Annotated in this window: 21 protein-coding genes, 1 tRNA gene and 1 pseudogene; 21 read left to right on the top strand and 2 right to left on the bottom strand. The window is 41.1% G+C overall.

Translation table 11 applies throughout. The annotated features are described in order from the left end of the window. Positions 1 to 65: 65 nt before the first annotated feature. From MmiHf6_RS06015 to MmiHf6_RS06000, 4 genes are all read left to right on the top strand, one after another. Positions 66 to 4859 carry an InlB B-repeat-containing protein gene (locus tag MmiHf6_RS06015; protein WP_316556897.1) on the top strand — a complete coding sequence of 1598 codons (4794 nt, stop codon included), beginning with the start codon at positions 66 to 68 and terminating at the stop codon, positions 4857 to 4859. Positions 4860 to 5092: 233 nt separating this feature from the next. Beyond that, on the top strand, positions 5093 to 5893 hold the full coding sequence (locus MmiHf6_RS06010) for a RecB family exonuclease (RefSeq protein ID WP_316556896.1): 801 nt from the start codon (positions 5093 to 5095) through the stop codon (positions 5891 to 5893). 294 nt (positions 5894 to 6187) lie between these two features. Further along, a complete protein-coding gene (locus MmiHf6_RS06005; protein ID WP_316556895.1) occupies positions 6188 to 6421 on the top strand; it encodes a hypothetical protein in 234 nt (77 codons plus the stop codon). Continuing rightward, positions 6390 to 6539 carry a hypothetical protein gene (locus tag MmiHf6_RS06000; RefSeq protein WP_316556894.1) on the top strand — a complete coding sequence of 50 codons (150 nt, stop codon included), beginning with the start codon at positions 6390 to 6392 and terminating at the stop codon, positions 6537 to 6539. The genes MmiHf6_RS06005 and MmiHf6_RS06000 overlap by 32 nt, the downstream gene beginning before the upstream one ends. Positions 6540 to 6633: 94 nt before the next feature. Here the strand turns inward: MmiHf6_RS06000 and MmiHf6_RS05995 are convergent, their stop codons facing one another. Next, a complete protein-coding gene (locus MmiHf6_RS05995; protein ID WP_316556893.1) occupies positions 6634 to 7269 on the bottom strand; it encodes a helix-turn-helix domain-containing protein in 636 nt (211 codons plus the stop codon). Positions 7270 to 7419: 150 nt separating this feature from the next. On the opposite strand from MmiHf6_RS05995, the gene MmiHf6_RS05990 reads away from it, so the two are divergent. The 15 genes and pseudogenes from MmiHf6_RS05990 (at position 7420) to MmiHf6_RS05920 (ending at position 19049) form a co-directional block, all read left to right on the top strand. Continuing rightward, positions 7420 to 9258 (top strand): DUF2207 domain-containing protein, encoded by a 1839-nt coding sequence (locus MmiHf6_RS05990; RefSeq protein ID WP_316556892.1) that lies wholly within the window; start codon positions 7420 to 7422, stop codon positions 9256 to 9258. Positions 9259 to 9421: 163 nt separating this feature from the next. Beyond that, the gene (locus tag MmiHf6_RS05985; protein WP_316556891.1) at positions 9422 to 9988 is read left to right on the top strand and encodes a LemA family protein; all 567 of its coding nucleotides are present in this window, start codon (positions 9422 to 9424) and stop codon (positions 9986 to 9988) included. A gap of 404 nt (positions 9989 to 10392) precedes the next feature. Further along, positions 10393 to 10575, top strand: a complete 183-nt coding sequence (locus tag MmiHf6_RS05980) for a hypothetical protein (protein WP_316556890.1) — start codon at positions 10393 to 10395, stop codon at positions 10573 to 10575. After that, the gene (locus MmiHf6_RS05975) at positions 10566 to 10757 is read left to right on the top strand and encodes a hypothetical protein (protein ID WP_316556889.1); all 192 of its coding nucleotides are present in this window, start codon (positions 10566 to 10568) and stop codon (positions 10755 to 10757) included. The genes MmiHf6_RS05980 and MmiHf6_RS05975 overlap by 10 nt, the downstream gene beginning before the upstream one ends. 197 nt (positions 10758 to 10954) lie before the next feature. Next, a complete protein-coding gene (locus MmiHf6_RS05970; protein ID WP_316556888.1) occupies positions 10955 to 11620 on the top strand; it encodes a hypothetical protein in 666 nt (221 codons plus the stop codon). A gap of 126 nt (positions 11621 to 11746) precedes the next feature. After that, complete coding sequence (locus MmiHf6_RS05965; RefSeq protein WP_316556887.1) at positions 11747 to 12769, top strand: deoxyhypusine synthase; 1023 nt, start codon at positions 11747 to 11749, stop codon at positions 12767 to 12769. A 47-nt stretch (positions 12770 to 12816) separates the two neighbouring features. Then, positions 12817 to 13503, top strand: a pseudogene (pyrF, locus tag MmiHf6_RS05960) (orotidine-5'-phosphate decarboxylase). Between the two features lie 295 nt (positions 13504 to 13798). Continuing rightward, positions 13799 to 14290 (top strand): hypothetical protein, encoded by a 492-nt coding sequence (locus tag MmiHf6_RS05955; protein ID WP_316556886.1) that lies wholly within the window; start codon positions 13799 to 13801, stop codon positions 14288 to 14290. Next, positions 14287 to 14841, top strand: coding sequence for a hypothetical protein (locus tag MmiHf6_RS05950; RefSeq protein ID WP_316556885.1), 555 nt, complete (start codon positions 14287 to 14289; stop codon positions 14839 to 14841). The genes MmiHf6_RS05955 and MmiHf6_RS05950 overlap by 4 nt, the downstream gene beginning before the upstream one ends. Positions 14842 to 14935: 94 nt before the next feature. After that, entirely contained in the window at positions 14936 to 15370 is a 435-nt protein-coding gene (locus tag MmiHf6_RS05945; RefSeq protein ID WP_316556884.1) for a DUF6978 family protein, read from the top strand. Between the two features lie 32 nt (positions 15371 to 15402). Next, positions 15403 to 16131 (top strand): DUF1829 domain-containing protein, encoded by a 729-nt coding sequence (locus MmiHf6_RS05940; RefSeq protein ID WP_316556883.1) that lies wholly within the window; start codon positions 15403 to 15405, stop codon positions 16129 to 16131. Between the two features lie 145 nt (positions 16132 to 16276). Beyond that, positions 16277 to 16354: transfer RNA gene (locus MmiHf6_RS05935), tRNA-Pro, on the top strand. 189 nt (positions 16355 to 16543) lie between these two features. After that, on the top strand, positions 16544 to 16972 hold the full coding sequence (locus MmiHf6_RS05930; protein WP_316556882.1) for a GNAT family N-acetyltransferase: 429 nt from the start codon (positions 16544 to 16546) through the stop codon (positions 16970 to 16972). 252 nt (positions 16973 to 17224) lie between these two features. Next, positions 17225 to 18487, top strand: a complete 1263-nt coding sequence (gene lysA / locus MmiHf6_RS05925; RefSeq protein ID WP_316556881.1) for a diaminopimelate decarboxylase — start codon at positions 17225 to 17227, stop codon at positions 18485 to 18487. Positions 18488 to 18902: 415 nt separating this feature from the next. Further along, positions 18903 to 19049, top strand: coding sequence for a hypothetical protein (locus tag MmiHf6_RS05920; RefSeq protein ID WP_316556880.1), 147 nt, complete (start codon positions 18903 to 18905; stop codon positions 19047 to 19049). A 97-nt stretch (positions 19050 to 19146) separates the two neighbouring features. Here the strand turns inward: MmiHf6_RS05920 and MmiHf6_RS05915 are convergent, their stop codons facing one another. Beyond that, positions 19147 to 20391, bottom strand: a complete 1245-nt coding sequence (locus tag MmiHf6_RS05915; protein WP_316556879.1) for an HD domain-containing protein — start codon at positions 20389 to 20391, stop codon at positions 19147 to 19149. Positions 20392 to 20667: 276 nt separating this feature from the next. On the opposite strand from MmiHf6_RS05915, the gene cofH reads away from it, so the two are divergent. Further along, positions 20668 to 21777 carry a 5-amino-6-(D-ribitylamino)uracil--L-tyrosine 4-hydroxyphenyl transferase CofH gene (gene cofH / locus MmiHf6_RS05910; RefSeq protein WP_316556878.1) on the top strand — a complete coding sequence of 370 codons (1110 nt, stop codon included), beginning with the start codon at positions 20668 to 20670 and terminating at the stop codon, positions 21775 to 21777. Between the two features lie 315 nt (positions 21778 to 22092). After that, positions 22093 to 22392, top strand: a complete 300-nt coding sequence (locus tag MmiHf6_RS05905; RefSeq protein WP_316556877.1) for a hypothetical protein — start codon at positions 22093 to 22095, stop codon at positions 22390 to 22392. Positions 22393 to 22546 lie beyond the last annotated feature (154 nt).

The following is a 22546-nucleotide window of genomic DNA, read 5'->3' as shown; positions in this document are numbered from 1 at the left end:
GGGTTTTTCAGGTTTCAAAAAACACGGGAAAACATATCCGACATATGAAAAAATGGTGATTTATTATGGGATTCAAAAATAAATTTTTAATGTCGCTTGTCGCGATATGTCTCGTTTTAGTAATGTTGAGCGGGGTTGCATTAGCTCAACCTATAAATGATGATAGTACTGATTCTGCGGTGCTTTCCATTCACTATATCCGCACCGAAGTCAGTGATATCGGTAATATTGAAATTGAAATTACCATGGCTGCGCCGTTTACAGGCGAATTTGAAGTCGGCCAGCCTTACAGTCATACATCTCCGGTAATTTCAGGTTATACGGCGAATTCGACTGTCGTCAGCGGCTCTTCAATGCCCGCCGACGGTCTTGAAGTTATTGTTGAATATTCTCCGAATGAAGCTTCTTACACAGTGAATCATTTTCAGAAAAACTTGGACGGAACTTTCAGCGAAACACCTTATGATACGGAAACTCTTCAAAGTGTGACGGGCGCAGAAACCGAAGCCGCCGCAAAACAAATTGAAGGATTTACACCTGAGTTTTTTGTTCAGGAAGTCATCGAATATGACAATTCTACAACCGTTAACATTTATTACGAACGCAATGTCAGTTACGTTTATTTTGTCACCGATGGCGGAAATTATGTTCCGGTGCTGCAGAAACAATTCGGAGAAATTGTGACTGCCGGTGAGTTATCCGCTGCAACAAAAGCAGGATATGATTTTTCAGGCTGGTACATGAATTCCGAATGTACAAATGCTGTCTCTACTTTTACGATGGGCGATTCGAATGTTCAGTTGTACGCCAAATGGAGTTCTCCCAAAACAACCACATATACTGTTTCTTACTTGGTTGAAAGTTTGACAAATCCCGGAGGATACGATGTTTTCTGGTCCGGTGAATATGAGGCAACAACAGATTCTACGGTTACATATAATTCCGCCGTTCATATTCCTCCTTTCTCCGATCAGGACAAATTAGGTTTCAAATTGAATACAAGTAAAAACAGTGAAATCGTTGTGGAAGGCGACGGTACTTCGGTGCTTGAAATTTATTATGAGCGCAATACGTTTACGCTTGAATTCTGGAGATTCAGAAATGATGCCTATTTCGGTGGTATCTATAATGAAGGAAATACAAACAATTACAATAAATATGCTTACACTATTACAGCAAAGTATGGGGAAAATATCCTTTCCGAATTTTCTAATTATGTCAATGGAAGTACCAAATATACACTGAGTGATCTTCGTTGGCATTGGTCCCCTATAAGTATCGATTCAACAGGATTGGTTGGACCGAAGAATGATCCCAATTACTTTAAAACACTTGCTACTATGCCGGCTTATGATCAAGCTAACAGTAGTTACACTTATAATGAAAAGAATGGCAGCTTTGTTTTTTACGGCAGAATTGAGCCGACATCATCTTCTAATACATACATCCTCTCTCATCTCAGGGAAGTGCAGAATGGGGATACGGCAGCAATCGAGGGGAAATATGTGCAGGAAGGGCCCACAATCACACTTAAAGACCATACGCTTGGTAGTAAACCTACAATAACTGATGATGAAGTTTACGACATCACAGGATACAAATTGGAAGAAATCAAGCAGTATGAATATGATAGTGATACGAAAACCTATGTAGGATCAATCAGATACAAACTCGTAACTTACGATATTTCATTTAATTTGAATTATAAATATGAAAACGGTAGCACACCCGCAGGTTCATCTCAAACTGTAAAATACAGTTACAATCTGACTGTTCCCGATAAACCCGTAAGAGAAGGGTATATCTTTACAGGCTGGTACACAGAAGCTCAAGGCTCTTCTACGCCAATCATTTCAAATACAACTACTGCAGGATCGAATTTTTCAACACCTGCATTCTTTACTGAGGAAAACATTTTATTCGCAGGCTGGATTCCTGAAACTTTCACAGTTACATTTGATGTGAACGGCGGCACACCAGTCTCGGAAACAGATACGACGGCACAAACTGTTGAATATAATCAAAAAGCAGCAAATCCCGGGGATTTGGAGAAGAACGGCTATGTTTTCAAAGGCTGGTATGCAGAAGGCTCTTCTTATTCCTATGACTTTGAATCAAGTGTCACACAGGATTTTACGCTGACAGCACGCTGGGAAGTTGACCCGACTGTTCCTGTCGAATACACTATTAAATATGTAGACCTAGATGGAAATGAGTTGTTGGCATCCGATTCCGGATCTGATACTGTCGGTAAAACCATTAAAGCATCGGCAAAAGAAATCAGCGGATATTTCCCTGATACATGGGACGGTCGCTTGGTGTTAAGCGGCGATGCCGAACAAAATGTTATTACTTTCACATACACCAGCAGTTCTGACATTAAATATACTGTCAATCACGGATATTATGTCGGAGATACTTTCCATACATTATACACCGACAGCTCGCTTCCTGCAACTTACAGCAGAATTCATATTCAGCCGAATGCAACAATGACTGCTGCCGGGTGGATTCCCAAGGAAAGTCCTTTCTACATTTCAGTGACAAATGATAATGATTTAAACGTGTTTAATTTCTCATACATGCAGCAGATCAGCGCTGATGTAGAGAGCATTTCTGTCACTTATGACGGTCAGGCATATGAACCTGTTGTCACAGGATTGCCCACCGGCATTGATTTTGTTACTCAGTACAAAGTCGGAAACGGTGAATACAGTTCGACAGTACCGTCAGTAACAAATGTTTCAGACGGCAATGTTACGGTTGATGTCCGCATCACCGGTCCCGAATATATGTATGCGTTTGAAAAGACAATTACAATGGAAATTCTTCCGGCCACTCTTACAGCAACGGTTGAAGATGAAACAATTATTGCAGGCGAGACTCCTGAATATATTATAACGGTTAGCGGCTTTGTGAATGGCGAAACTGCACTTACTGCTTCCAATTATGATGCTCCTATTGCAAGCAGCGGTTATACGACTGATGCAGGTGTTTTTACGATCAGTATTACAGGAGGCAGTGCTGACAATTATGTCTTTGACGTTACTGATGAAGCAACTTTGACCGTTTACGATGAGATGAGCGTTTCAATTGTCGGCAACAGCGCAGTTACAGCAGGTGCCAATCTTGCTTTGACTCTTGATGTTTCCGGCGGCGACGGTACTTACTCTTATGTTTGGACTGTTGACTCATCTGCTTCCGGCACTTCCAACTCTTTAACAATTGATCCTGTCGGTTCTGCTCTTAACGGCAAAACTGTCTCGGTTACTGTCACTGACGGCGCAGGTAATGTTAAAACCGCTTCTGTTAATTTGATTGTTTACGATGAATTGACTGTTACAATCAACGGCAATGAAGCTGTTACCGACGGCGATAAACTTGATTTCACTCTTGACGTTTCCGGCGGTGACGGTACTTACACTTATGCTTGGACTGTTGACGGTACACCTTCCGGCAGTGCTGCTTCTTTGACAATCAATCCGATTGACTCTGATCTTAACGGCAAAACTGTCTCGGTTACTGTCACTGACGGCGCAGGCAACGTTAAAACCGCTTCTGTTGATTTGACTGTCCTCCCCGCAGGCACATTCATTGTAAAATATTATCAAAATTCAGGTATATCTGATACTTTCAATGAAAGCGTCTCTTACAACACCAATGAAGTTGTTCACCTCCCGTCAGCAGATGATTTGTCATTTGTGAACGCAGGTGCAACACAAATCGGATGGGCCAAAACAAATGATGCAGCAGAGCCGGCTTATCTTAACGGTCAGACAATTGAATATGACGGCAATACTGTCATTGAACTGTATGCTGTTTGGAGCACAACGGCAACATTTGAAATTAAATATCATATGAATGACGGCAGTGATGTTTTCGTATCAAAATTCTATGAAAACACTGCAAGTATTGATATTTTAACAGCTGAACAGGCAGGTTTTGTCAGAACAGATTATGCCTTTGAAAACTGGAGTGTTGCCACAGCCGGATCTGAACCGTTATATGCACCCGGATTAATCGGTGAAGATTTGTCAAGTCAAACTTTCCCGTTGAATTTGTATGCTCAGTGGGTTGAAGGAGAATATGAAGTTCAATTCGTTTCTGAAGATCCGGTTGACGGATTGCCTTTAATCCAGCGTTACAACTCAGGAAATTCAGTCAACATTATTGACGGAACTGAACTGATCAATGTCGGTTCTAAGTTTGCAGGCTGGAAATCAGATGTTAACATTGAGCTGGAACCTTCCGCAGGACTCATGAATGAATTCGCGGGTGACGGTAATGAAAACTTCTTTATGCCTGAATCAGACATTGTTTTCACTGCAAAATGGGAAACTGTTTCCGATAAGTTTACAATAACTTACAACGGCAACGGTTACAGTGGGGCAGTTCCGGAAGATTTAACAGAATATCAATACAACGAGGAAGCGGAAGTTAAATCTCATTCGATGGAATATTCCGATTACACTTTCGAAGGCTGGGTAGATGCGGATGGCAGCGGCAATATTTACAATGCCGGTGACAAATTTAACATGGTTGAAAATGTAACCTTGTATGCAAAATGGACTCTGGATGACGTTCCGAATCCGGCAGATCAGGATGTAACGTCGAATTCCGGTTCAAGCGGTACAGGACAGGCAACTGTCGTTGACAACACCGAATCCGGCACAATGCAGGGAGAAGAAAATACCGAAAGCCCCAGCAGCGGTTTCACCGGCATCGTTGATACCGTGACGGAGAAAATGGAAGACACTTCAATTTCAAAAGTCAGCAGCAACTGGTGGCTTTTATTGATTTTGTTGCTTGTTGTCATTATCGGCTACGGCTGTTACAGATACAAAATGAACAAAAACTAAACATCATAAAAATGTTAAAAGAAAAATGATTCATTTCATTTTTCTCTTTTTTTCTTTTCATTTTCTTCTTTTATTCTCTTCTTTCACTTTTCTTCTTTCATTTCTTTTTTCATTCTCTTCTTTCATTTCTTTTTTCATTTCTTCTTTCTTCTTTTTATGTTTTCATTTCTATTTTCAATAACTTTCACCCCGCAGACCAACTTTTATAATCCTAAACCGTTCATTTAATAACAATGACAATTTACTCCCATTCGCGCCTCTCGACTTTTGAGAAGTGTCCTCTTTCTTACAAATACAAATATCTCGACAAAATCAAGCCTGAGATCCCGTTCATCGGAATTGAAGCTTACATGGGATCAACCGTTCACGAATCTTTGGAATATTTGTACCGCCGTCAAAAGAAAATGCCGGACGCCGATATTTCACTCATTCTTTTGCTTGACAAATACGAAACGATTTGGGACGAAAACTGGTCGGAAGACATTAAAATTGTCAAAGAAGGAATGACAAAAGAAGATTATTTTTTGCAGGGCAAAAAAATCCTTGCTGATTATTACAAAAACAATCAGCCGTTTGATAAAGAAAAAACGCTTTCAGTCGAAGAGCGAATTGACGTCAATATCGAAGGCTTTAAAATTATGGGATTCATCGACCGCATTGCCGTGAATAACGAAACCGGGAACTTGGAAATTCACGATTATAAAACGTCCGGAAGACTGCCGCAAATCAGCGATCTTCAAAACGATCGGCAGCTTTCTTTATACCAAATCGGCGCAAGAAAAAAGTATCCCGAATACGATGAAAAAGAAGCCGTTGTCATCTATCATTATCTCAAATTCAATGAAGAATTCCGTTTTCATAAAACCGATGAAGAGCTGAACGCCGTCAAAAACGACATCGTTGACCTGATCCAAACAATCGAATTAACTTCTTGGGAAAATAATTTCAAGCCGCGTGTCAGCAAACTTTGCAATTGGTGCGAGTTTTCAACGATTTGCCCCGCTTTTCAAAACTCGGCGGATCAGCCCGTTTAATTTTTTTGTTTTCATCCGTGTCGTGTCGGCGCCGGTAGGTGTTTGCAGCGGCGTTGCGCGCGGAATGTTCCATTTTTATTTAATTTTCAAACTTTTCCCCCATGTTTATTTTGTTTTCAAAGTCGAAACCTAAACATCCAATTTTCAAAATCGGTGAACCTGAACGCCCGATAAAATCCTAAAAAATGTTTAATCTTTGGAAAAAAGACGGCGTTCCGTTTTTAATAATTTTGATAAAAATGATGTTTCAATTGATTTTTGACTGAATTAAATTTCAAAAACCGCCCCCGCAAGTTGAGTTTCCGAGCGCAGCGAGGAAACGAGACTTGGCGGATTCTTCCCAAACGAAACAAAAAATACAAAACAGCTGATTTTTTAGCGGCTGTTCAGATCCTGCTTGTTCCGTCTTACGCCTGTCTTTTGCTGTCAGCTTCCGCGGCTGAGCCTGCTCGTCTGCAACTGTCTTTTAATGCTGCCGCTGCAAATCAGGTTTGGGTTGCTGCGTGCATCTGCTCTTTTTTATCGTAATCCGAACGCAATCGCGAACGTGCTGCTGCTGCCTGCAGGTTTGTGTTTGCCGCTGCTACCTACAGGTTTCCGCTCGGCAGCAGCTGCCCGCCGCCGCGCGAACCGCACAAATTTTTAAAAAAGAATCAAAAACGACATCGGGTTTTATTTAATCGAAAATAAAAAAGAGAAGAAAATAAAATGAGAAAAAGCAAAAGAGAAGAACACCCGATTTAAATCAGGCTTTCATAATACCCTTTTCTTTTTTCTTTATCATCCTCTTTTTTGACTGAAACAATCAATTTTTTCTTGGTGACCGGCTCCAAACGTTTCCATTCGACAACCGCGTCTTCTTCCAAAACATAATCTTCGGCGCGCTTTTCAATGAGTTTGCCGTTCACTTCATAAAGATAAAAACCTTCTTCGCCGTCGGCCGCGACAATAAAATCTTTGCCGTCAATATTTTTGACTTCGACAACGGAGACGCTTTTAAACGCCTCCATCAAAGTCGTTCCCTTTTCGACTTCAAGACGCTTAACAGGCGCGAACGGGTCAAAAACGCCCGTAAAACTCTTTTTCTTCAAAGAGAAAACATGGGTTTTGCCGTAAATTTTTCTGTCAATTAAATCGGCATCTTCCAGCACTTTGATGTGTTTGGAAGCAACAGGGACGGAAATTCCCAAATTGCGCGCAATCGCCGAAATATGCATATCTTCTTCGGCCAAAATCTGAAGAATCCTCTGACGCATCTGACTGGAAACAGCGGCAAACATCTGAGTGCTTTCCGTCTGTGATTCCTCTTTCGGCGCGCGTCCGCCTTTTTTCACATTTTTTGTTGTACCTTTTGCTGAAGTTGATTTTGTCGCCATTTAAAATCACTCACGAGAGTAAAGAGATAAGTTTTATTAGAACCTGATTTAAATAATGGTAAATTAAGTTTACATCTTATTTATTTTATCTTATTGACTAAGATATATAAAACTAACATCGAAAATATCAAAAAGGATTCAGGCGAATTTATGATAAAAAATAACCAATTATTTTTGAAAAAAACTGCGCTCTTCGCGGCAGTTGCAGTCTTCCTTTTGCTGTTATTGAGTTCGCAGGCATTTGCTTATACAATGGAAAATGCGGATGTGAATATCACTGTTGATGAAAAAGGAATCGTCTACGTTCATGAAACAATAAAATTCAGAACCGGAGAAGGAGAACAATTCACCGAAGCTTATCGATTTATTCAGACAAATTCAGATATTACGATTCAAAATGCGACCGGATATTTAGAAGGTTACGAAAATCTGCTGTTTTATGTACAGCCTGTACAAGGCGGTTATGAACTTATCTGCAAACTGCCGCAGCCGAATCCGAGAGAAGTTACGTTTGTCCTTTCTTACGAATATTACGGCGGTATTAATGTTTACGATGACATTACCGAATTTAATTACAACATATGGGGTAATAACTGGGGCGAGCCGATTCAAAACTTGAATGCAAACATTACATTTTTAGGCGTTTTAAATCAAACGATCGACGGCGAAAATACTGTTCTTTACTGGTCTCACCCGTATGCGTATACAACGGAATTCAGTGACAAAGTTGTCAACTCAACCGCAGATGAAAAAACAATTTCATTTACATTTAATGCGCAGGATATTCCTTCATATACACGCTGCGATGTCAGAATCGTATATCCGCGGTTGGATTCACCGGACAGCACATATGTGAACATTATCCGCGGGAACGGATTGGATACAATCCTTGAAGAAGAAGCGCAATACGAAAGAAAAGCCATGTATTCTTATTTATTTTTGGGATTACAAATTCTGATTCTTCTTATTTGTATAGCCGGCCCGATTTATATTTACAATAAATACGGAAGAGAACACAAAATCGAATATAACGCGCTTTATGAAAGAGATTTGCCGACAGATACAAAGCCCGCAATTGTCAATGCAATTATTGTCGGCCACGGGAAACCGAATATGGACGGTTTCGTTTCAACGATTATGAGTTTGGTTGACAGAAATTATTTATCCATTCGTGAAGCTGAAAAAATCAGTCAAAGAGGCAAGTCTTCTAAGGAAGTCGTTTTAAAATTCGAAGCTCCCGAAGACAATAATCTGGAAGATTTTGAAAAAGATGTCTATCGCTTCCTGAAAAGATATGCCGTCAATGATGAAATCGAATGGAAAGCATTTCAAAATAAGTTGGGAGCAAATGATTCATTTTATAATTTCCTCAACAGCTGGAACTCGAAAATCACGTCTAAAGCGCATTTTTCACAATATTTTGATGAAACAGGAAACCGAAAAATCGCAAGTGTCGGATTGTTATCTATCGTTTGTTCGATTTTGGTGTATTTCATCTCAGAATCTGTTGCGCCTTCTTCAGAGTTTCCCTCAACTTCCATTGTCGCCACTTTCTGTTTCCTCGGTTTGATCTTAGGAATCTTTTTGATCGTTTATCCGATGATTTGGAAAAAATCAATGGGACAATGGACGAAAGACGGTCGTGTTTTCTACTTAAAGTGGAAAAACTTTGAAAAATATCTGACGGATTATTCTCTGATTGAAAAATATCCGCCGGCATCCGTGATTATTTGGGATCATTATATTGTGTATGCGATGGCGCTTGGCGTTGCAGAAGAAGCGCTGAAAAATATGAATTTAGCTGTTCCCACAGGACAGATGTCTGCCAGTCATTTCGGTATCATTTACTATTACCCGCTCTTCTATACAGGAATGGGACGCGCCTACGCGTCATCGACGCCGAGCAACAATGGCGGCGGCGGTGGCGGCGGCTTTGGAGGCGGCGGTATCGGCGGCGGCTTCGGCGGCGGCGGCGGCGGTCTTCGCTGACCCTCCACCGACCTTTCACCGACCCTTCACCGACCCTCCGCTTTTCAATTTTCAATTTTTATTTATTTGAATTATTTGAAGCGACGATGAATATAAGAATCAGAACCGCTAAAATAAAATGAATACGGTGGTTTGAAATTTAAACAAAAAAGGAGAAACAAAAATGTCAACCGGTATTATTATTGCGATTATTATTATCGTTTTGCTTTTGCTGGTTATCGTTGCGTTCGCCGCAATGTATAACGGTTTAATCAAAAGCAGAAACTTTGTCGACAATGCCTGGAGTCAAATCGAAGTTCAATTGAAAAGAAGATACGATTTGATTCCGAATTTGGTCGAAACTGTCAAAGGTTACGCAAGCCATGAAAAAGGAACGCTTGAGAATGTGATTGCTGCAAGAAACGCGACGATGAACGCGAAAACGCCTCACGAAGCGGCGGAAGCATCCAACATGCTGACATCAACATTAAAGAGCTTGTTCGCGGTTGCCGAAGCCTATCCCGATTTGAAGGCCAACACAAACTTCCAGGACCTTCAGAAACAATTGAAGGACACGGAAGACAAAATCGCTTACGCGCGCCAATTTTACAACGATACCGTTACAAAATACAACAACTCGATTCAAACGATTCCGAGAAATATTGTTGCAAAAATGTTCGGTTTCGAACCCAAAGAACTCTTTGATGCAGGACCTGAAGAAGTCAGAGAAGCACCGAAAGTTCAGTTCTGATTCAATCGAATTCAATACGAATTCAATCGTTTTGACGGGGCCGCCGCGCGCGAGCGGCTCCATTCTTTCTTTTATTTTTCAAACTTTGCGACTCATTCTTATTTTTGTTTTATATTTCATCTATGTTTTATTTCATTTTCAACATCGAAACCTAAACATCCAATTTTCAAAATCGGTGAACCCGAACGCCCGATAAAACCCTAATTTTAAATGTTTTAGATTTGGAAAAAAAACGGCGTTCCATTTTGAATAATTTTGATGAAAGAAGATGTTTCAATTGAATTTGAATTGTATGAACTTTCAAAAACCGCCCCCGCAAGTTGAGTTTCCGAGCGCAGCGAGGAGACGAGACTTGGCGGATTCTTCCAATACAATACAAAAATTTCAAAACCGCTGATTGTGAATTGCTTTTCAGCTTTGCGAAATGCTGTCTTGCAACTGTCTTTTGCTGTCAACTCCCTGCTGAGCCTGCTCGTCTGCAACTGTCTTTTAATGTTGCCGTTGCGGGGCGGTTTGCGTTGCCGTTGCGAATCAGGTTTACGTTTCCGCGTGCATCTGCTCTTTTTATCGTAATCCGTTGGCATTAAATTTTGTTCGCTTCGCTCACAAAATTTCAGGTTGCAGCGGGAGGGCGGTGTTTGTTTGCAGTGGGAGGGAGGTTTGCGTTTCCGCTGCCGGTCAGGTTTGCGTTTGCCGTCGCCTCTCAGCTTGCCGTCCGGCAGCTGCCGCTGCCGCGCGCGAACTGCTCCATTTTTATTTTAATTTTTAACCCGACTCTGATTTTTATTTTAATTTTTAACCCGACTCTGATTTTTATTTTATTTTCCACCCTGCCTTCATTTTTTATTTTATTTCTCAATTCAGTCTCTCTTTTTCTCTCAAATTTCAACAACAGGATTATGGTTTTAAATATCATAAAATCAGATTCTTCTCAGAAGTTCAGTTTAACAATTCAGAGTGAGCCGTATGAATAAGGAAAAACTTTTAGAAGAAATTTCAGATCCGAATTTTGATCTGCAATATTATACCGCCGCTGCTGAAAAAGACAAAGATTTCCGTGATTTCATTGTTGATGAAATGCTGAATCATAAACAGATTATGGTTTACTATCACTGTTATTATATCGCCGAAGCCGTCTCCGAATCTTCTCCCGAATTGATGTATGAATATTGGGACGGAATCGAAAAACTGCTCAAACACAAAAACTCCTATCACCGAAATTTTGCGCTTTCGATATTGGCGCGCTTGTCAAAAGTCGATGCCGACAACAAAATGAATAATTGCATTGACGATTATCTTTCGTTATTGGATGACGTCAAATTTATGACGGCAAACGACTGCATCCAAAACTGTGCGCTGATTGCCGTTTACAAACCCGAGCTCTCCGAAAAAATCGTTCAGACCATTATTGATTATATTGATTGTATTGATTGTATTGTTTCTGAAAAAGGTACTGGGCGAAATGAAAGACAGCTTTCATTTTTGGCGGGAAGCGCCATTGAATCATTCGGTTCGTTTTATGAAAATTACGAAAACAAAAAACAGATGATCGAATTTGCCGAATCCAATTTAAACGGCGACAGCCCGAAAACCCGAAAAATCGCGAAAGCGTTCTTAAAATCCGTCGAATAAAACAGCTTTCAATCGGTTAATTTAAATTGTTTGCCCCTCAATTCTTTCTTATACTTTCTTACACTTTTTTAAATTTAATTTCATTTTTATTTTATTTTGAAAGGCGATTCAAAACAGAGGAAAATTATGCATATTACGGAAGGTCAAAGCAAGTTGGTCAAACCGATCGTGCCGGCTGAAATCACGAATGACATGGATTTGGATGAATTTGCCGCATCACTCTCAGGCTGCGGATTCGGCGCGCGCAGAATCGGAAAAGCGGCCGACATTTACACGGAAATGCTGTCTGATGACAAAGCGGTCAAGTTTTTCGGTCTCGCAGGTGCCATGGTCCCTGCCGGCATGCGCAAAATCATTGCCGACTTGATTCGCGACGGACACATCAACGTGCTTGTCACGACCGGCGCAAATATGGTTCACGACGCGCTTGAAGGCTTGTACATGCCGCATTTTGTCGGCGATGACAACGCAAACGACATCGAACTCCGTGAAGAAGGCATCGACCGAATTTACGATGTTTATCTGCCCGACAATCATTTCGAAGATTTCGAAGGCTTCATGCAGGAAATCATTGCAACGCTTCCGACCGAAAAGCCGATTTCAATTACCGAATTTATGCGCCATATGGGAAAAAATATCGACAATCCCGATTCCATTTTAAGAGCCGCGTACGACATGAACGTCCCGATTTATTGCCCCGCGTTTCCCGATTCCGTCATCGGTCTTCAGGCCTGGCTTTACAAAGAAACAAATCCGCTTGTGATTGACGCGCTCGGCGATATGCATGATTTGATGGACATCTGCTGGGAAGCCGAACGCGCAGGCGCAGTTTTCGTCGGCGGCGGCGTTCCGAAAAATTATACGCTTCAAACGATGCTGGTGACGCCGCGCGAATTTGACTACGTGATTCAGCTGACGATGGACACGCCGCAGACAGGCGGTTTGTCGGGTGCAACGCTTGATGAAGCGGTTTCCTGGGGCAAAGTCAACGCCGAATCCAAGACGGTCACCGTTTATTCCGACGCGACAATCACACTTCCGCTCATGGTCGGCGCGGCAAGAGCGCGGCTCAGAAAGAAAGCTGCCGGAAACAAAGTCGAGCGAAAATCCGAAGTCGATAAAGACGGCATCACTTATCCGACGGACTGAAAAGGGCAAGCGGTGAAAACAAACGGTGAAAACAAACGGTGAAAAAAATGGCAAACACATCCGAATCAAAATTTGAATTTCAAAGAAAAACAGGTATTATTTTAGCGCTTGACGTGACCGATGAAAAAAGCGCGCTTGAAGTGACATCGCAGGTTGCGGGATTGGTCGACGCCGTCAAAATCGGCTACCCGCTCATTCTCGGAACAGGCCTTCCAATCGTTTCAAAACTTGCCGAATTCGCGCCTGTCATTGCCGATTTTAAAGTGGCAGACATCCCAAACACCGACCGCCTGATTTGCGAACACGTCTTTAAAGCGGGATGTGCCGCCATTATTGTCCAAGGATTTACCGGTCCCGACAGTTTGACGGAATGCGTGAAAACGGCAGACGAATTCGGCGGCAAAGTTTTTGTCGTCTCCGAGATGAGTCATCCGGGCGGCGATTATTTCTTTACGGATTCCGTTTCAAAAGAAATTGCGGCGCTTGCCAAGAAGTCAAATGCTTTTGGAATCGTTGCGCCGGCGACGCGCCCCGAGCGCGTTAAATAGTTGCGTGCCGTCATCGGTGATGACATGAAAATCATTTCGCCGGGCGTGGGCGCGCAGGGCGGAAGCGCTGCCGATACGATTCGAGCGGGCGCGGACTGGGTGATTGTCGGGCGCAGTATCTATAATGCTGAAAATCCGCGAGATGAAGCGATGAAAGTGAAAAATGAGATTGAAAAGTTGATTTGAATTTATTGCTTTATTTATTAATTTATTTTTGAAATCAAAATGCCGATGATGAGAGTTTGAGCTGATTTTTGTGATGAGCCCTATGAGTCCTGAGGCGTTTTTGATTATTCTGTTTTCATTGCATTATTGAATTTTGCATTATTGAATTTTACTTCATTGAATTTTACTTCATTGAATTCTATTTGCCATATTTTATTTCACTGATTCTATCATTTTATAAAAAATTGAATATTTTAAAATAGCTGTCGCTCTTTTAATTTTTTGTTCATTTCAAATTATAAGCCGGAGTACATCCATGTTTTTCCCGTCTCATTGCTGCTACTGTTTAACATCCGATATTGAATGCAATTCATTCAAAACCAAAAAAATCGGTTTAAACAGTTCGTTAAGCATCAAAGGAATCGGTTTGTCGGGTTCTGATGAGAATACAAAAAACATTGATTATTCTTTAACAGAAATTCATTGTAAAGAATGCAATTTGACATATGTCATTCAATGGAAAAAATCTGACTATGAAAAGATGGAAGCGATGGTTAAAAACGCACTGGATAATATGACTTACAGTGAGAAAAATCATTTAGCAAAAAACATCAGCAAAATCGGGTTGGATGTTGATGAACTTCATCAATTATGTCAATTTTGTACAAAACTACGAACAAGATCTTCAAAGGAAACGATTCATCACATCTTTCTAAAAAAAGACAAAATGTTTATAGTAATACTCAGTAAAAAGAAAAACAAACTCAAAATAATTAAATGCATTATACAAAGGAGTGTTTACGAATGAGTACTGAACTCAGTGTTTGGGAAGAATTGGCTGCCATTCAGGATAAGCTTCGTGATTTTGATAAAGCAGTGCTATCGTTAGATGAATTGATTATGCTTGTATTATATGCTCAGCCGGATAAGCCGATTAAAGGTAAAACTGTATTCGTTGAGGAAATTTTCATCATTTACGATGTTTTTTTCAAAAAGAATGCGGATTTTTACGTTCAAAACGGTGAGTATTACGCATCCGAATCAGGTCCTTACAGTGACAAAGTCGTTGAACTCGCTTCTATTCTCAGATATTCGGGACTGCTTGTCATAGAAAATGACCGCAAAGATCAGGATGCTCTTTACAGTCTTACAAAATTCGGCAGAATACATGCGGAAGAATTATTTTTGTCGCTTCCCGAAAAAATGCAAACCGAAATAATCGAATACAGAAAAAATTTAGATGAACTCGGCCATAAAGGCATTTTGGCTTATGTACAAGAAAAGTATGAAAATTATATCGTAAAATCCGTTGTTAAATCCAAGCGCCTGAAGATTGAATGGGGTTTTGATTTCGAATAATTTATCTCATTTTTATTTTTATATTTTCATCTGTTTTCGAAAAATTAAAAAATCTTGATGTACTCCAAAGAAATACTCGATTTTCGGGATTTTTATGAGTACATTAACAAACGAAGAAGCAAAAAATTACTGTCGAATGGAAAAGAAATATTTAGGAAATAATATGTTTTATATGCCGGGAGAGGTTCATATCCCGCTTCATTCGGTTGACAGGGAATGTGAGTTTATTCTGACTGTCCGAATCAACCGTGTCGAATTAACGAAAGCATCGTTTCAAAATCGTGTTCGTAAAAGCGTTGTCCTTCTTCGAATTGATTTGGGCGGGCGAATGCATCGAAATCCGAATCATGAGGATGTTCCTTGTCCGCACATCCACATCTATAAAGACGGGTATGACGCGAGATGGGCTTATCCGCTGCCTTCCGAGTTTAGTGATCCTTCCGATGCTTTTAAAACTTTACAGGAATTTATGGATTATTGCAATATTACGCTTAAGCCGCCGATTCAAAAGGGGTTGGAATTATATTAAAAGATGAACTCTGCCGATTATCTGAAAACCATTTGAAATGGCTTCATGAGAAAACTTTATTTGAAGAAATCAGCGACGGCTGTATCGAAATTACGGTACCTTTTTTGAATCATCATAATGATTGTCTTCAATTATTTGTAAAAAAGGAGGACGGGCAATTTCTTTTAACGGACGGCGGTTTTACCATCGGTGATTTAGCAGATTCCGGCTGTTCGATTGACACAGATAAAAGAAAATCTTTGCTCAACAATATGCTGGCGGGGCTCGGTATTCAATTAAACGAGGATCAAATTTTTGCATACGCAACATCCGAAAATTATTCTGTAATTTACAATAATTTCATTCAAGCACTTATTTCGGCAGATGATTTGTATTACACCGCTTCTCATAATGTTGAAAATATTTTTTATGAAGATGTTGCCGCTTGGCTGAACGAAGAGAAAATCAGACACACGTCAAAAATAAAACTGACCGGCAAAACCGGATTTAATCATGAATTCCACTTTGTGATTCCTAAATCCGATCAGGCTCCCGAACGCATTATTCAAGCTGTGAGCAATCCTCAGAAAGAAAAAATCGGAAATCTCATTTGGATGTGGGAAGATTCCAAAGAGCTGCGCGCAGAAGATACAGCGCTTTATGCAATTTTAGATGATACCGAGAGAAATGCTCAAAAATCAGTTCAAGCTCTTGAAAATTACGGCATTTATCCGTTGCTTTGGTCAAAACGAGATGATGTAATTGACAAGCTGACAGTTTGATGGTTTGACAGTCTGGTGATTTGACATATTGTTCGGCAAATTGACCTTCATACTTTCCAATCCTATTTTCAACATTCCGATTGAAACCTTTATATAATTAAAACGGTTTTTACACTTGCTTTTCTAATTAAAATGACCTCAAAATGGGGCTGTAGGGTAGCTTGGTCCATCCTGCAAGGCTGGGGGTCTTGCGACCTGAGTTCAAATCTCAGCAGCCCCACCATACTTTTCATTTGTTCTTTTCTTAGTATTTTCTTTTCTTTCATTTCTTTTCATTATTCTTTCTTTATTTCTTTTTAAATTCTAATTCTTCTCGACAGAGTCAACAGATTCCATTTTTTCTAAAAATCGTCTATTGCCGTATTAAAAATTTTATAAACCATTAGCGCTTTAATGGTTTGGGGGAACAATTATGTTCATGGACTTAACCATACAAAAAAACACGGACGGCATCAACTGGGCGGATGTCAAAAGCCTGCTTCAGCGAACCGATATGACAACTTACGATGTGGAATTGCATCAAAAAGCATTTGAAAACAGCGCCAAAGTCATTTTCATTTATCACGGCGACATTCTAATCGGCTGCGGCCGCCTTTTGTCCGACTTCGCATATCAGAGCGTTATTTACGATGTCGCAGTAGACATTGATTCGCAGGGGAAAGGAATCGGAAAAATGATCGTTCGCCTTTTAACGGAAGACGAAGAAGATAAAAACATCATTTTGTACGCAACGCCGGGAAAAGAAGCATTTTATCAAAAATTCGGATTCAAGACTGCAAAAACCGGAATGTGCCGATTTGTTGATATGGAATCGGCGCTTGAAAAAGGGTTTATTGATTAATCTTTTTTTTAAATTTTCTTTTCTATTCTTCTCTTTTCTATTCTCTTTTCTATTCTCTTTTTCTTTTTCCATCTCATTTTTCATCTCGTTTCTCATCCCCTTTTATATTATTTTTGTTTTTAAATCATCTTCCGATTGCTTTTTTATGACACAACAAATTGAACCTTTTATTTTGTTCCCCTGTCTCCATAAAAATATATATCATTCAAACCTACTTCTTTTCAATTTAAAACAAACATCAGAGGCACACTCATGGTTTCAAAAGAACTTCCTTTCACAAAATCTCAAATTGAAGAAGTTGTCAAAACTTATCCGACGCCGTTTCACATTTATGATGAAAAAGCGATTCGCGACAACGCTGAGGACATGAAGCATTCATTTTCCGTCGTCCAAGGATTCAAAGAATTTTTCGCGGTCAAAGCGCTTCCGAATCCTTATATCTTAAAGATCCTTGCCGAACACGGATTCGGCGCCGACTGCAGTTCTTTGCCTGAACTTCTTTTGGCCGAAAAAGCGGGCATCACGGGCGAAAATATCATGTTCAGCTCAAACGATACACCCGCCGAGGAATTCAAAAAAGCAAGAGAGCTCGGCGCAATCATTAATTTGGATGACATTTCTCACATCGAATATTTGGAAAAAGTCGCGGGTCTTCCCGACATCGTTTGTTTCAGATATAATCCCGGACCTTTGAAAGGCGGAAACGAACTTATCGGGAAACCGGAGGAAGCCAAATACGGTTTTACGCGCGAACAGCTTTTTGACGGATACGTTATGCTTAAACAAAAAGGTGTCAAGCGATTCGGTCTTCACACGATGGTCGCGTCCAACGAGCTCAATGTCGATTATTTCGTTGAAACCGCCCGCATTTTGTTTGAAGTGATTGTTGAAATTTCACAAAAAGTCGGCATCAACTTTGAATTCGTCAACCTCGGCGGCGGCATCGGTATTCCTTACCGTCCCGAGCAGGAGCGTATCTTTTTCGACGACGTTGCAGCCGGTGTGAAAATGGCGTACGACGCGACAATCGGAAAAGCGGACATTGCTCAGCCGAATGTTTATTTCGAATGCGGCCGCGTAATCACGGGTCCGTACGGCTACCTGATCACGGAAGTCCGTCACATGAAACACATTTACAAAGATTATGTCGGAACGGACGCCTGCATGGCAAATCTGATGCGCCCCGGCATTTACGGCGCCTACCATCACATCACGGTTCTCGGCAAAGAAAACGCGCCCCACGATTTCAAATACGATGTCACGGGCTCGCTTTGTGAAAACAATGACAAATTCGCGGTTGACAGAATGCTTCCCGAAATCGAGCGCGGCGATTTGCTTGTCATTCACGACACGGGCGCTCACGGTTTTGCAATGGGATTCAATTACAACGGAAAACTCAGATCCGCCGAACTTCTTTTAAGACCCGACGGTAGCGTCAAACAAATCAGAAGAGCGGAAACGATTGATGATTATTTCTCGACATTGGATTTTGACGGATTGGGATCGTTCAAATGAATGATTCGACCGTTTTCTTTTTTCATTTTTATTTTGTTTATTAAAAATCGCGGGGCGTTTTTCATTTAATTTTTTGAAAAGCGGAGCGGCTCGCGCGGGACGGCAGTTGTGTTTGCCGGCAGCGACAACATTTAAAGACAGTTGCAGACGAGCTGGCTCAGCTTGAAGCTGGCAGCAAAAAACAGATTTCGCCGGAGCCGAAAAGCAATTAACAATCAGTGATTTTAGAGTTTTTAAACGCCTTTTTTATTGAAGTCTAAAAATTTAAGATTAGGATTTTATCGGGCGTCCCGGTTCCCCGCTTTCGAAAATCGGATGTTTAGGTTTCATCCAAAAATAAAACAAAAATGGCAGAACGGGTTTTTGAAAATCAAAATAAAAATGATGCAGTTCGCGCGCGGTCGAGATTGCAGGTTTGCAGCGGGAGGGAGTGTTTGTTTCCGCTTGGAGGGCGGTGTTTGTTTGCAGTGGGAGTGTGGTGTTTGTTTCCGCTTGGAGGGTGGTGTTTGTTTGCAGTGGGAGGGCGATGTTTGTTTGCAGTTGGAGTCTGTTTACGTTATGAGGGGTACCTTTCGGTACCCCGTCTTTCTAAAATCTTCAAAAATTTATTTTTCTAAAAATCGTTTTTCAAAAATAGAAATAGAATAATCGAAATCGGATTATTCATTCTCCAAAAGATCCGTCAACGAAGACTGTTTCATTTTCGGCTTCAAATCGATCTCAAAATAGTTATTCGCTGCTTTCGAAACCGCTTCTAAATGCTCTTTCGGCGTGAAAACGCCCATCTTCCAATTCGCGACTTGAACGCTTTCCAAATCTTTCACGAACAAAGAAGCGTCCGTCAGCTTTTTCATGCCGCCGTCCATCACCAAAGCCTTCATTTCGGCCATCGCCGGCTTTGACGGAATGTCAATGATCACATTTTCGGGATCAACATTCGCGTTTTCCGCGATTTCTTTTTCAATTCGAGCGACATGATTGCGCTGCTCAAAAATATTATTCAAGCCGATCGAATCAATTCCGGTGTACAGCGCCCGCTTGTAAAGATTTCTGTTATCCAAGCGCGTTGAAATTTCGCCGGCAAAACCGTCATCGGCTCTCATGATTGACATCAGACTCGTGTCATCCAAGCGCGCAAATTCCTGCGGGCGGACGATTTTGTTTTCCAAAAGATAAGCGCAAGCGCGCGAACACATTGTTTCCGAAATTCTTGAGACGTGATGATAATAAACAGAAACGTTCATCCAATAACGCGACACCAAAAGACCTTCAGCCGCACGAATCGCGCCCGCGTCCAAAACAAGTTTGCTTTCAAAATATTCCAAATGATTTAATAAACGAATGTAGTCGACGCTTCCGGAAGTAACGCCCGTGTAATGCATATCACGCGCCAAATAATCCATTTTATCGACATCGATTTCACTGCTCAAAATCTGGCTGACAGGCGTTTTTCCTGCAATATGCTCGGCAATTCGAGACGGTTTGAAACCGTTGTCCCTGAGGACGTCGCCGACTTCCGTTTCGGAAAGAATTCCGCGGACATCATCATGGCTTTTGCGCGTGTAATTTTCAATCAGCTTTTCTGTTGCGTGCGAAAATGGGCCGTGGCCGATATCATGAAGAAGCGCTGCAACAACAATCTCATCCAAACCGTCATAATCCGTGACGGCCGAAATCGAAACTTCATTCTCGCGCTGAATTTTCGTGAAAAGCGAAGCCAAATGCATCGTTCCCATGCTGTGTTCAAAACGTGTGTGGTTGGCGCCGGGATAAACAAGATTCGAAAAGCCGAGCTGCTTGATGCGTCTGAGGCGCTGCATTTGAGGCGTGTCAAAAAGAGAACTTTTCAATTCATCAAATTCAATATATCCGTGAATCGGATCCAAAATGACATTTCGATTCATTGTAAGGCACTTGTTCCAATGATAATTATGTATTACTTGTTCCAATGATAATTTAATGATATAATGAAATCAAACAATGATATAATAAAATTCAAAATCGTATTTATAAATCCTTCTTAAATTCCCTCAAATTCGTTTGTATTTGTCATTTATTTCAAAAAATTCTACATTTTTGTTCTTTTTTCATCTGAAACCGAAAAAAACTCGCCGGAAAAATCATTCGCCGTTGATTAGGTTTAAATAGGTTTAAACGAAAGACCGAATTTGGTGTCTATAATGGATGTATTTGAACTGAAAAACAGAGACATATCCAAATCCGAATGTTTGGAATTGTTCGAAAATGATGACCTGTTTTTTGACACGCTCAAAGCAGCTGACGAGCTTCGCGAAGAAATATGCGGCGACGTTGTCACTTACATCATCAACGCCAATCTCAATTTCACAAACGTCTGCAATCTCAACTGCGGCTTCTGCGCGTTTAAAGCGAAACCCAAAGACGAAAACGCGTATTTCATGACGCCTGAGCAGGTCGGCAAAAAAGCGCTGGCGGCAAGAAAAGCAGGCGCAATGGAAGTCTGCGTCCAAGGCGGCATCCGAAAAGAAATCGACACGCATCTGCAAGTCGAAATGGTCAAAAACATCCGAAAAGAAACGGCACCCTACGGCGGCATTACGATTCACGGCTTTTCGCCGATGGAAATCCATTCGGCAGCAGAAAACGCCGGCCTTGATTTAAAAACTGCCGTTGAAATGCTCAAAGAAGCCGGACTCGACACAACACCCGGAACGGCCGCCGAAATTTTGGTCGACGATGTCCGAAAAAATTTGTGCCCCGGAAAACTTTCCGTTGACGAATGGGAAAGAACGATCAAAACCATTCACAAAACCGGAATCAGAACCACTTCTACAATTATGTACGGTCATATCGAAAACAACGAAGACCGCGTTGAACATTTATTCCGTCTCAAACGTATTCAAGAAGAAACGGGCGGTTTTACGGAATTTATCCCGCTCACGTATTTGCATGAAAATACGCCGCTTTACAGAAAAGGAATCGTCAAATCCGGCGCGTCGGGCTTGGATGATTTGAGAATGTATGCGGTCCCGAGACTTCTTTTCAAAGAATTGCTTCCGAATATTCAAGTGTCCTGGGTTAAGCTCGGCGCCAAATTCTGTCAAGTCGGCCTCAGATCGGGCGCGAATGACTTCGGCGGCACGCTGATGGAAGACACCATCTCAAGAGCGGCCGGCGCCAAATACGGCACCAATATGGAGCAAAAGAAAATTGAAGAATGTCTCAATCAAATCGGCAGAAAACCGCAGCTGCGAACCACAACTTACAGTCACGTGGAAGAAGCGCCCGCAAAAATCGCGGTCAGGGTTTGATTCGGTCGGCGCGGCGGCGCGCGCGAAATGCATCATTTTTTGTTTTATTTTTTCAAACCTGTCCGGCATTTTTGTTTTATTTTTGGATGAAACCTAAACATCCCATTTTTGAAATCGGTGAACCTGAACGCCCGATAAAACCCTAAAAAATATTTAACCTTTGAAAAAAAGACGGCGTTCCGTTTTTGTATTAGATTGATAAAAACGATGTTTCAATTGAATTTTAACTAAATGAAATGAAATTCCAAAAACCGCTGAACTTATGATTTTGCTTTTCGGCTCCCTCTAAGTCTGCCGGTCTGCAACTGTCTTTTAATGTTGCCGCTGCTACTTGCCGTTACATTTACTGCTGCCAATCAGGTTTGCGTTGCTGTGTGTATCTGCTCTTTTTTAAGTAATCCGTTCGCATTCGCGAACGTGCCGCCGCTACCTTCAGGTTTGCACCGCCGCCCTACAGCCGCTACAATCCGCCGCCGCGCGCGAGCCGCATCATTTTTCAATTATTTTTTTCAAAAAACGCTCTCTCATTTTTCAATTATTTTTTTAAAAATAGCTCTCTCATTCTTCAATTCTTTTTCAAAATCAATCTCTCATTTTCTTTTAAATTCAATGTGATGAGCCGGCTTCAAAAAATGAAATAATTGTAAAAATAGAAATTCATTCAAAAGAACAGAAAAACAGAATGAGTCATAATGAAACGAAAAGAATGAATGAAAAAATAAGAAGAGAAAAATGAATTCAATTGAATCCATTTTTCATATTTTTAATA

This window comes from Methanimicrococcus hongohii (assembly GCF_032594095.1).
GTDB classification, from domain to species: Archaea; Halobacteriota; Methanosarcinia; order Methanosarcinales; family Methanosarcinaceae; genus Methanimicrococcus; species Methanimicrococcus hongohii.
The sequence above is the reverse complement of the archived record's forward strand: the minus strand, read 5'-3'. Positions and strand labels throughout refer to the sequence as shown.

Coding starts and splice junctions, on each gene's coding strand:
- MmiHf6_RS06015 (WP_316556897.1), top strand. CDS start 66: ATGGGATTCAAAAATAAATTTTTAATGTCGCTTGTCGCGATATGTCTC.
- MmiHf6_RS06010 (WP_316556896.1), top strand. CDS start 5,093: ATGACAATTTACTCCCATTCGCGCCTCTCGACTTTTGAGAAGTGTCCT.
- MmiHf6_RS05995 (WP_316556893.1), bottom strand. CDS start 7,269: ATGGCGACAAAATCAACTTCAGCAAAAGGTACAACAAAAAATGTGAAA.
- MmiHf6_RS05990 (WP_316556892.1), top strand. CDS start 7,420: ATGATAAAAAATAACCAATTATTTTTGAAAAAAACTGCGCTCTTCGCG.
- MmiHf6_RS05985 (WP_316556891.1), top strand. CDS start 9,422: ATGTCAACCGGTATTATTATTGCGATTATTATTATCGTTTTGCTTTTG.
- MmiHf6_RS05970 (WP_316556888.1), top strand. CDS start 10,955: ATGAATAAGGAAAAACTTTTAGAAGAAATTTCAGATCCGAATTTTGAT.
- MmiHf6_RS05965 (WP_316556887.1), top strand. CDS start 11,747: ATGCATATTACGGAAGGTCAAAGCAAGTTGGTCAAACCGATCGTGCCG.
- MmiHf6_RS05955 (WP_316556886.1), top strand. CDS start 13,799: ATGTTTTTCCCGTCTCATTGCTGCTACTGTTTAACATCCGATATTGAA.
- MmiHf6_RS05950 (WP_316556885.1), top strand. CDS start 14,287: ATGAGTACTGAACTCAGTGTTTGGGAAGAATTGGCTGCCATTCAGGAT.
- MmiHf6_RS05945 (WP_316556884.1), top strand. CDS start 14,936: ATGAGTACATTAACAAACGAAGAAGCAAAAAATTACTGTCGAATGGAA.
- MmiHf6_RS05930 (WP_316556882.1), top strand. CDS start 16,544: ATGTTCATGGACTTAACCATACAAAAAAACACGGACGGCATCAACTGG.
- lysA (WP_316556881.1), top strand. CDS start 17,225: ATGGTTTCAAAAGAACTTCCTTTCACAAAATCTCAAATTGAAGAAGTT.
- MmiHf6_RS05915 (WP_316556879.1), bottom strand. CDS start 20,391: ATGAATCGAAATGTCATTTTGGATCCGATTCACGGATATATTGAATTT.
- cofH (WP_316556878.1), top strand. CDS start 20,668: ATGGATGTATTTGAACTGAAAAACAGAGACATATCCAAATCCGAATGT.
- MmiHf6_RS05905 (WP_316556877.1), top strand. CDS start 22,093: ATGTTGCCGCTGCTACTTGCCGTTACATTTACTGCTGCCAATCAGGTT.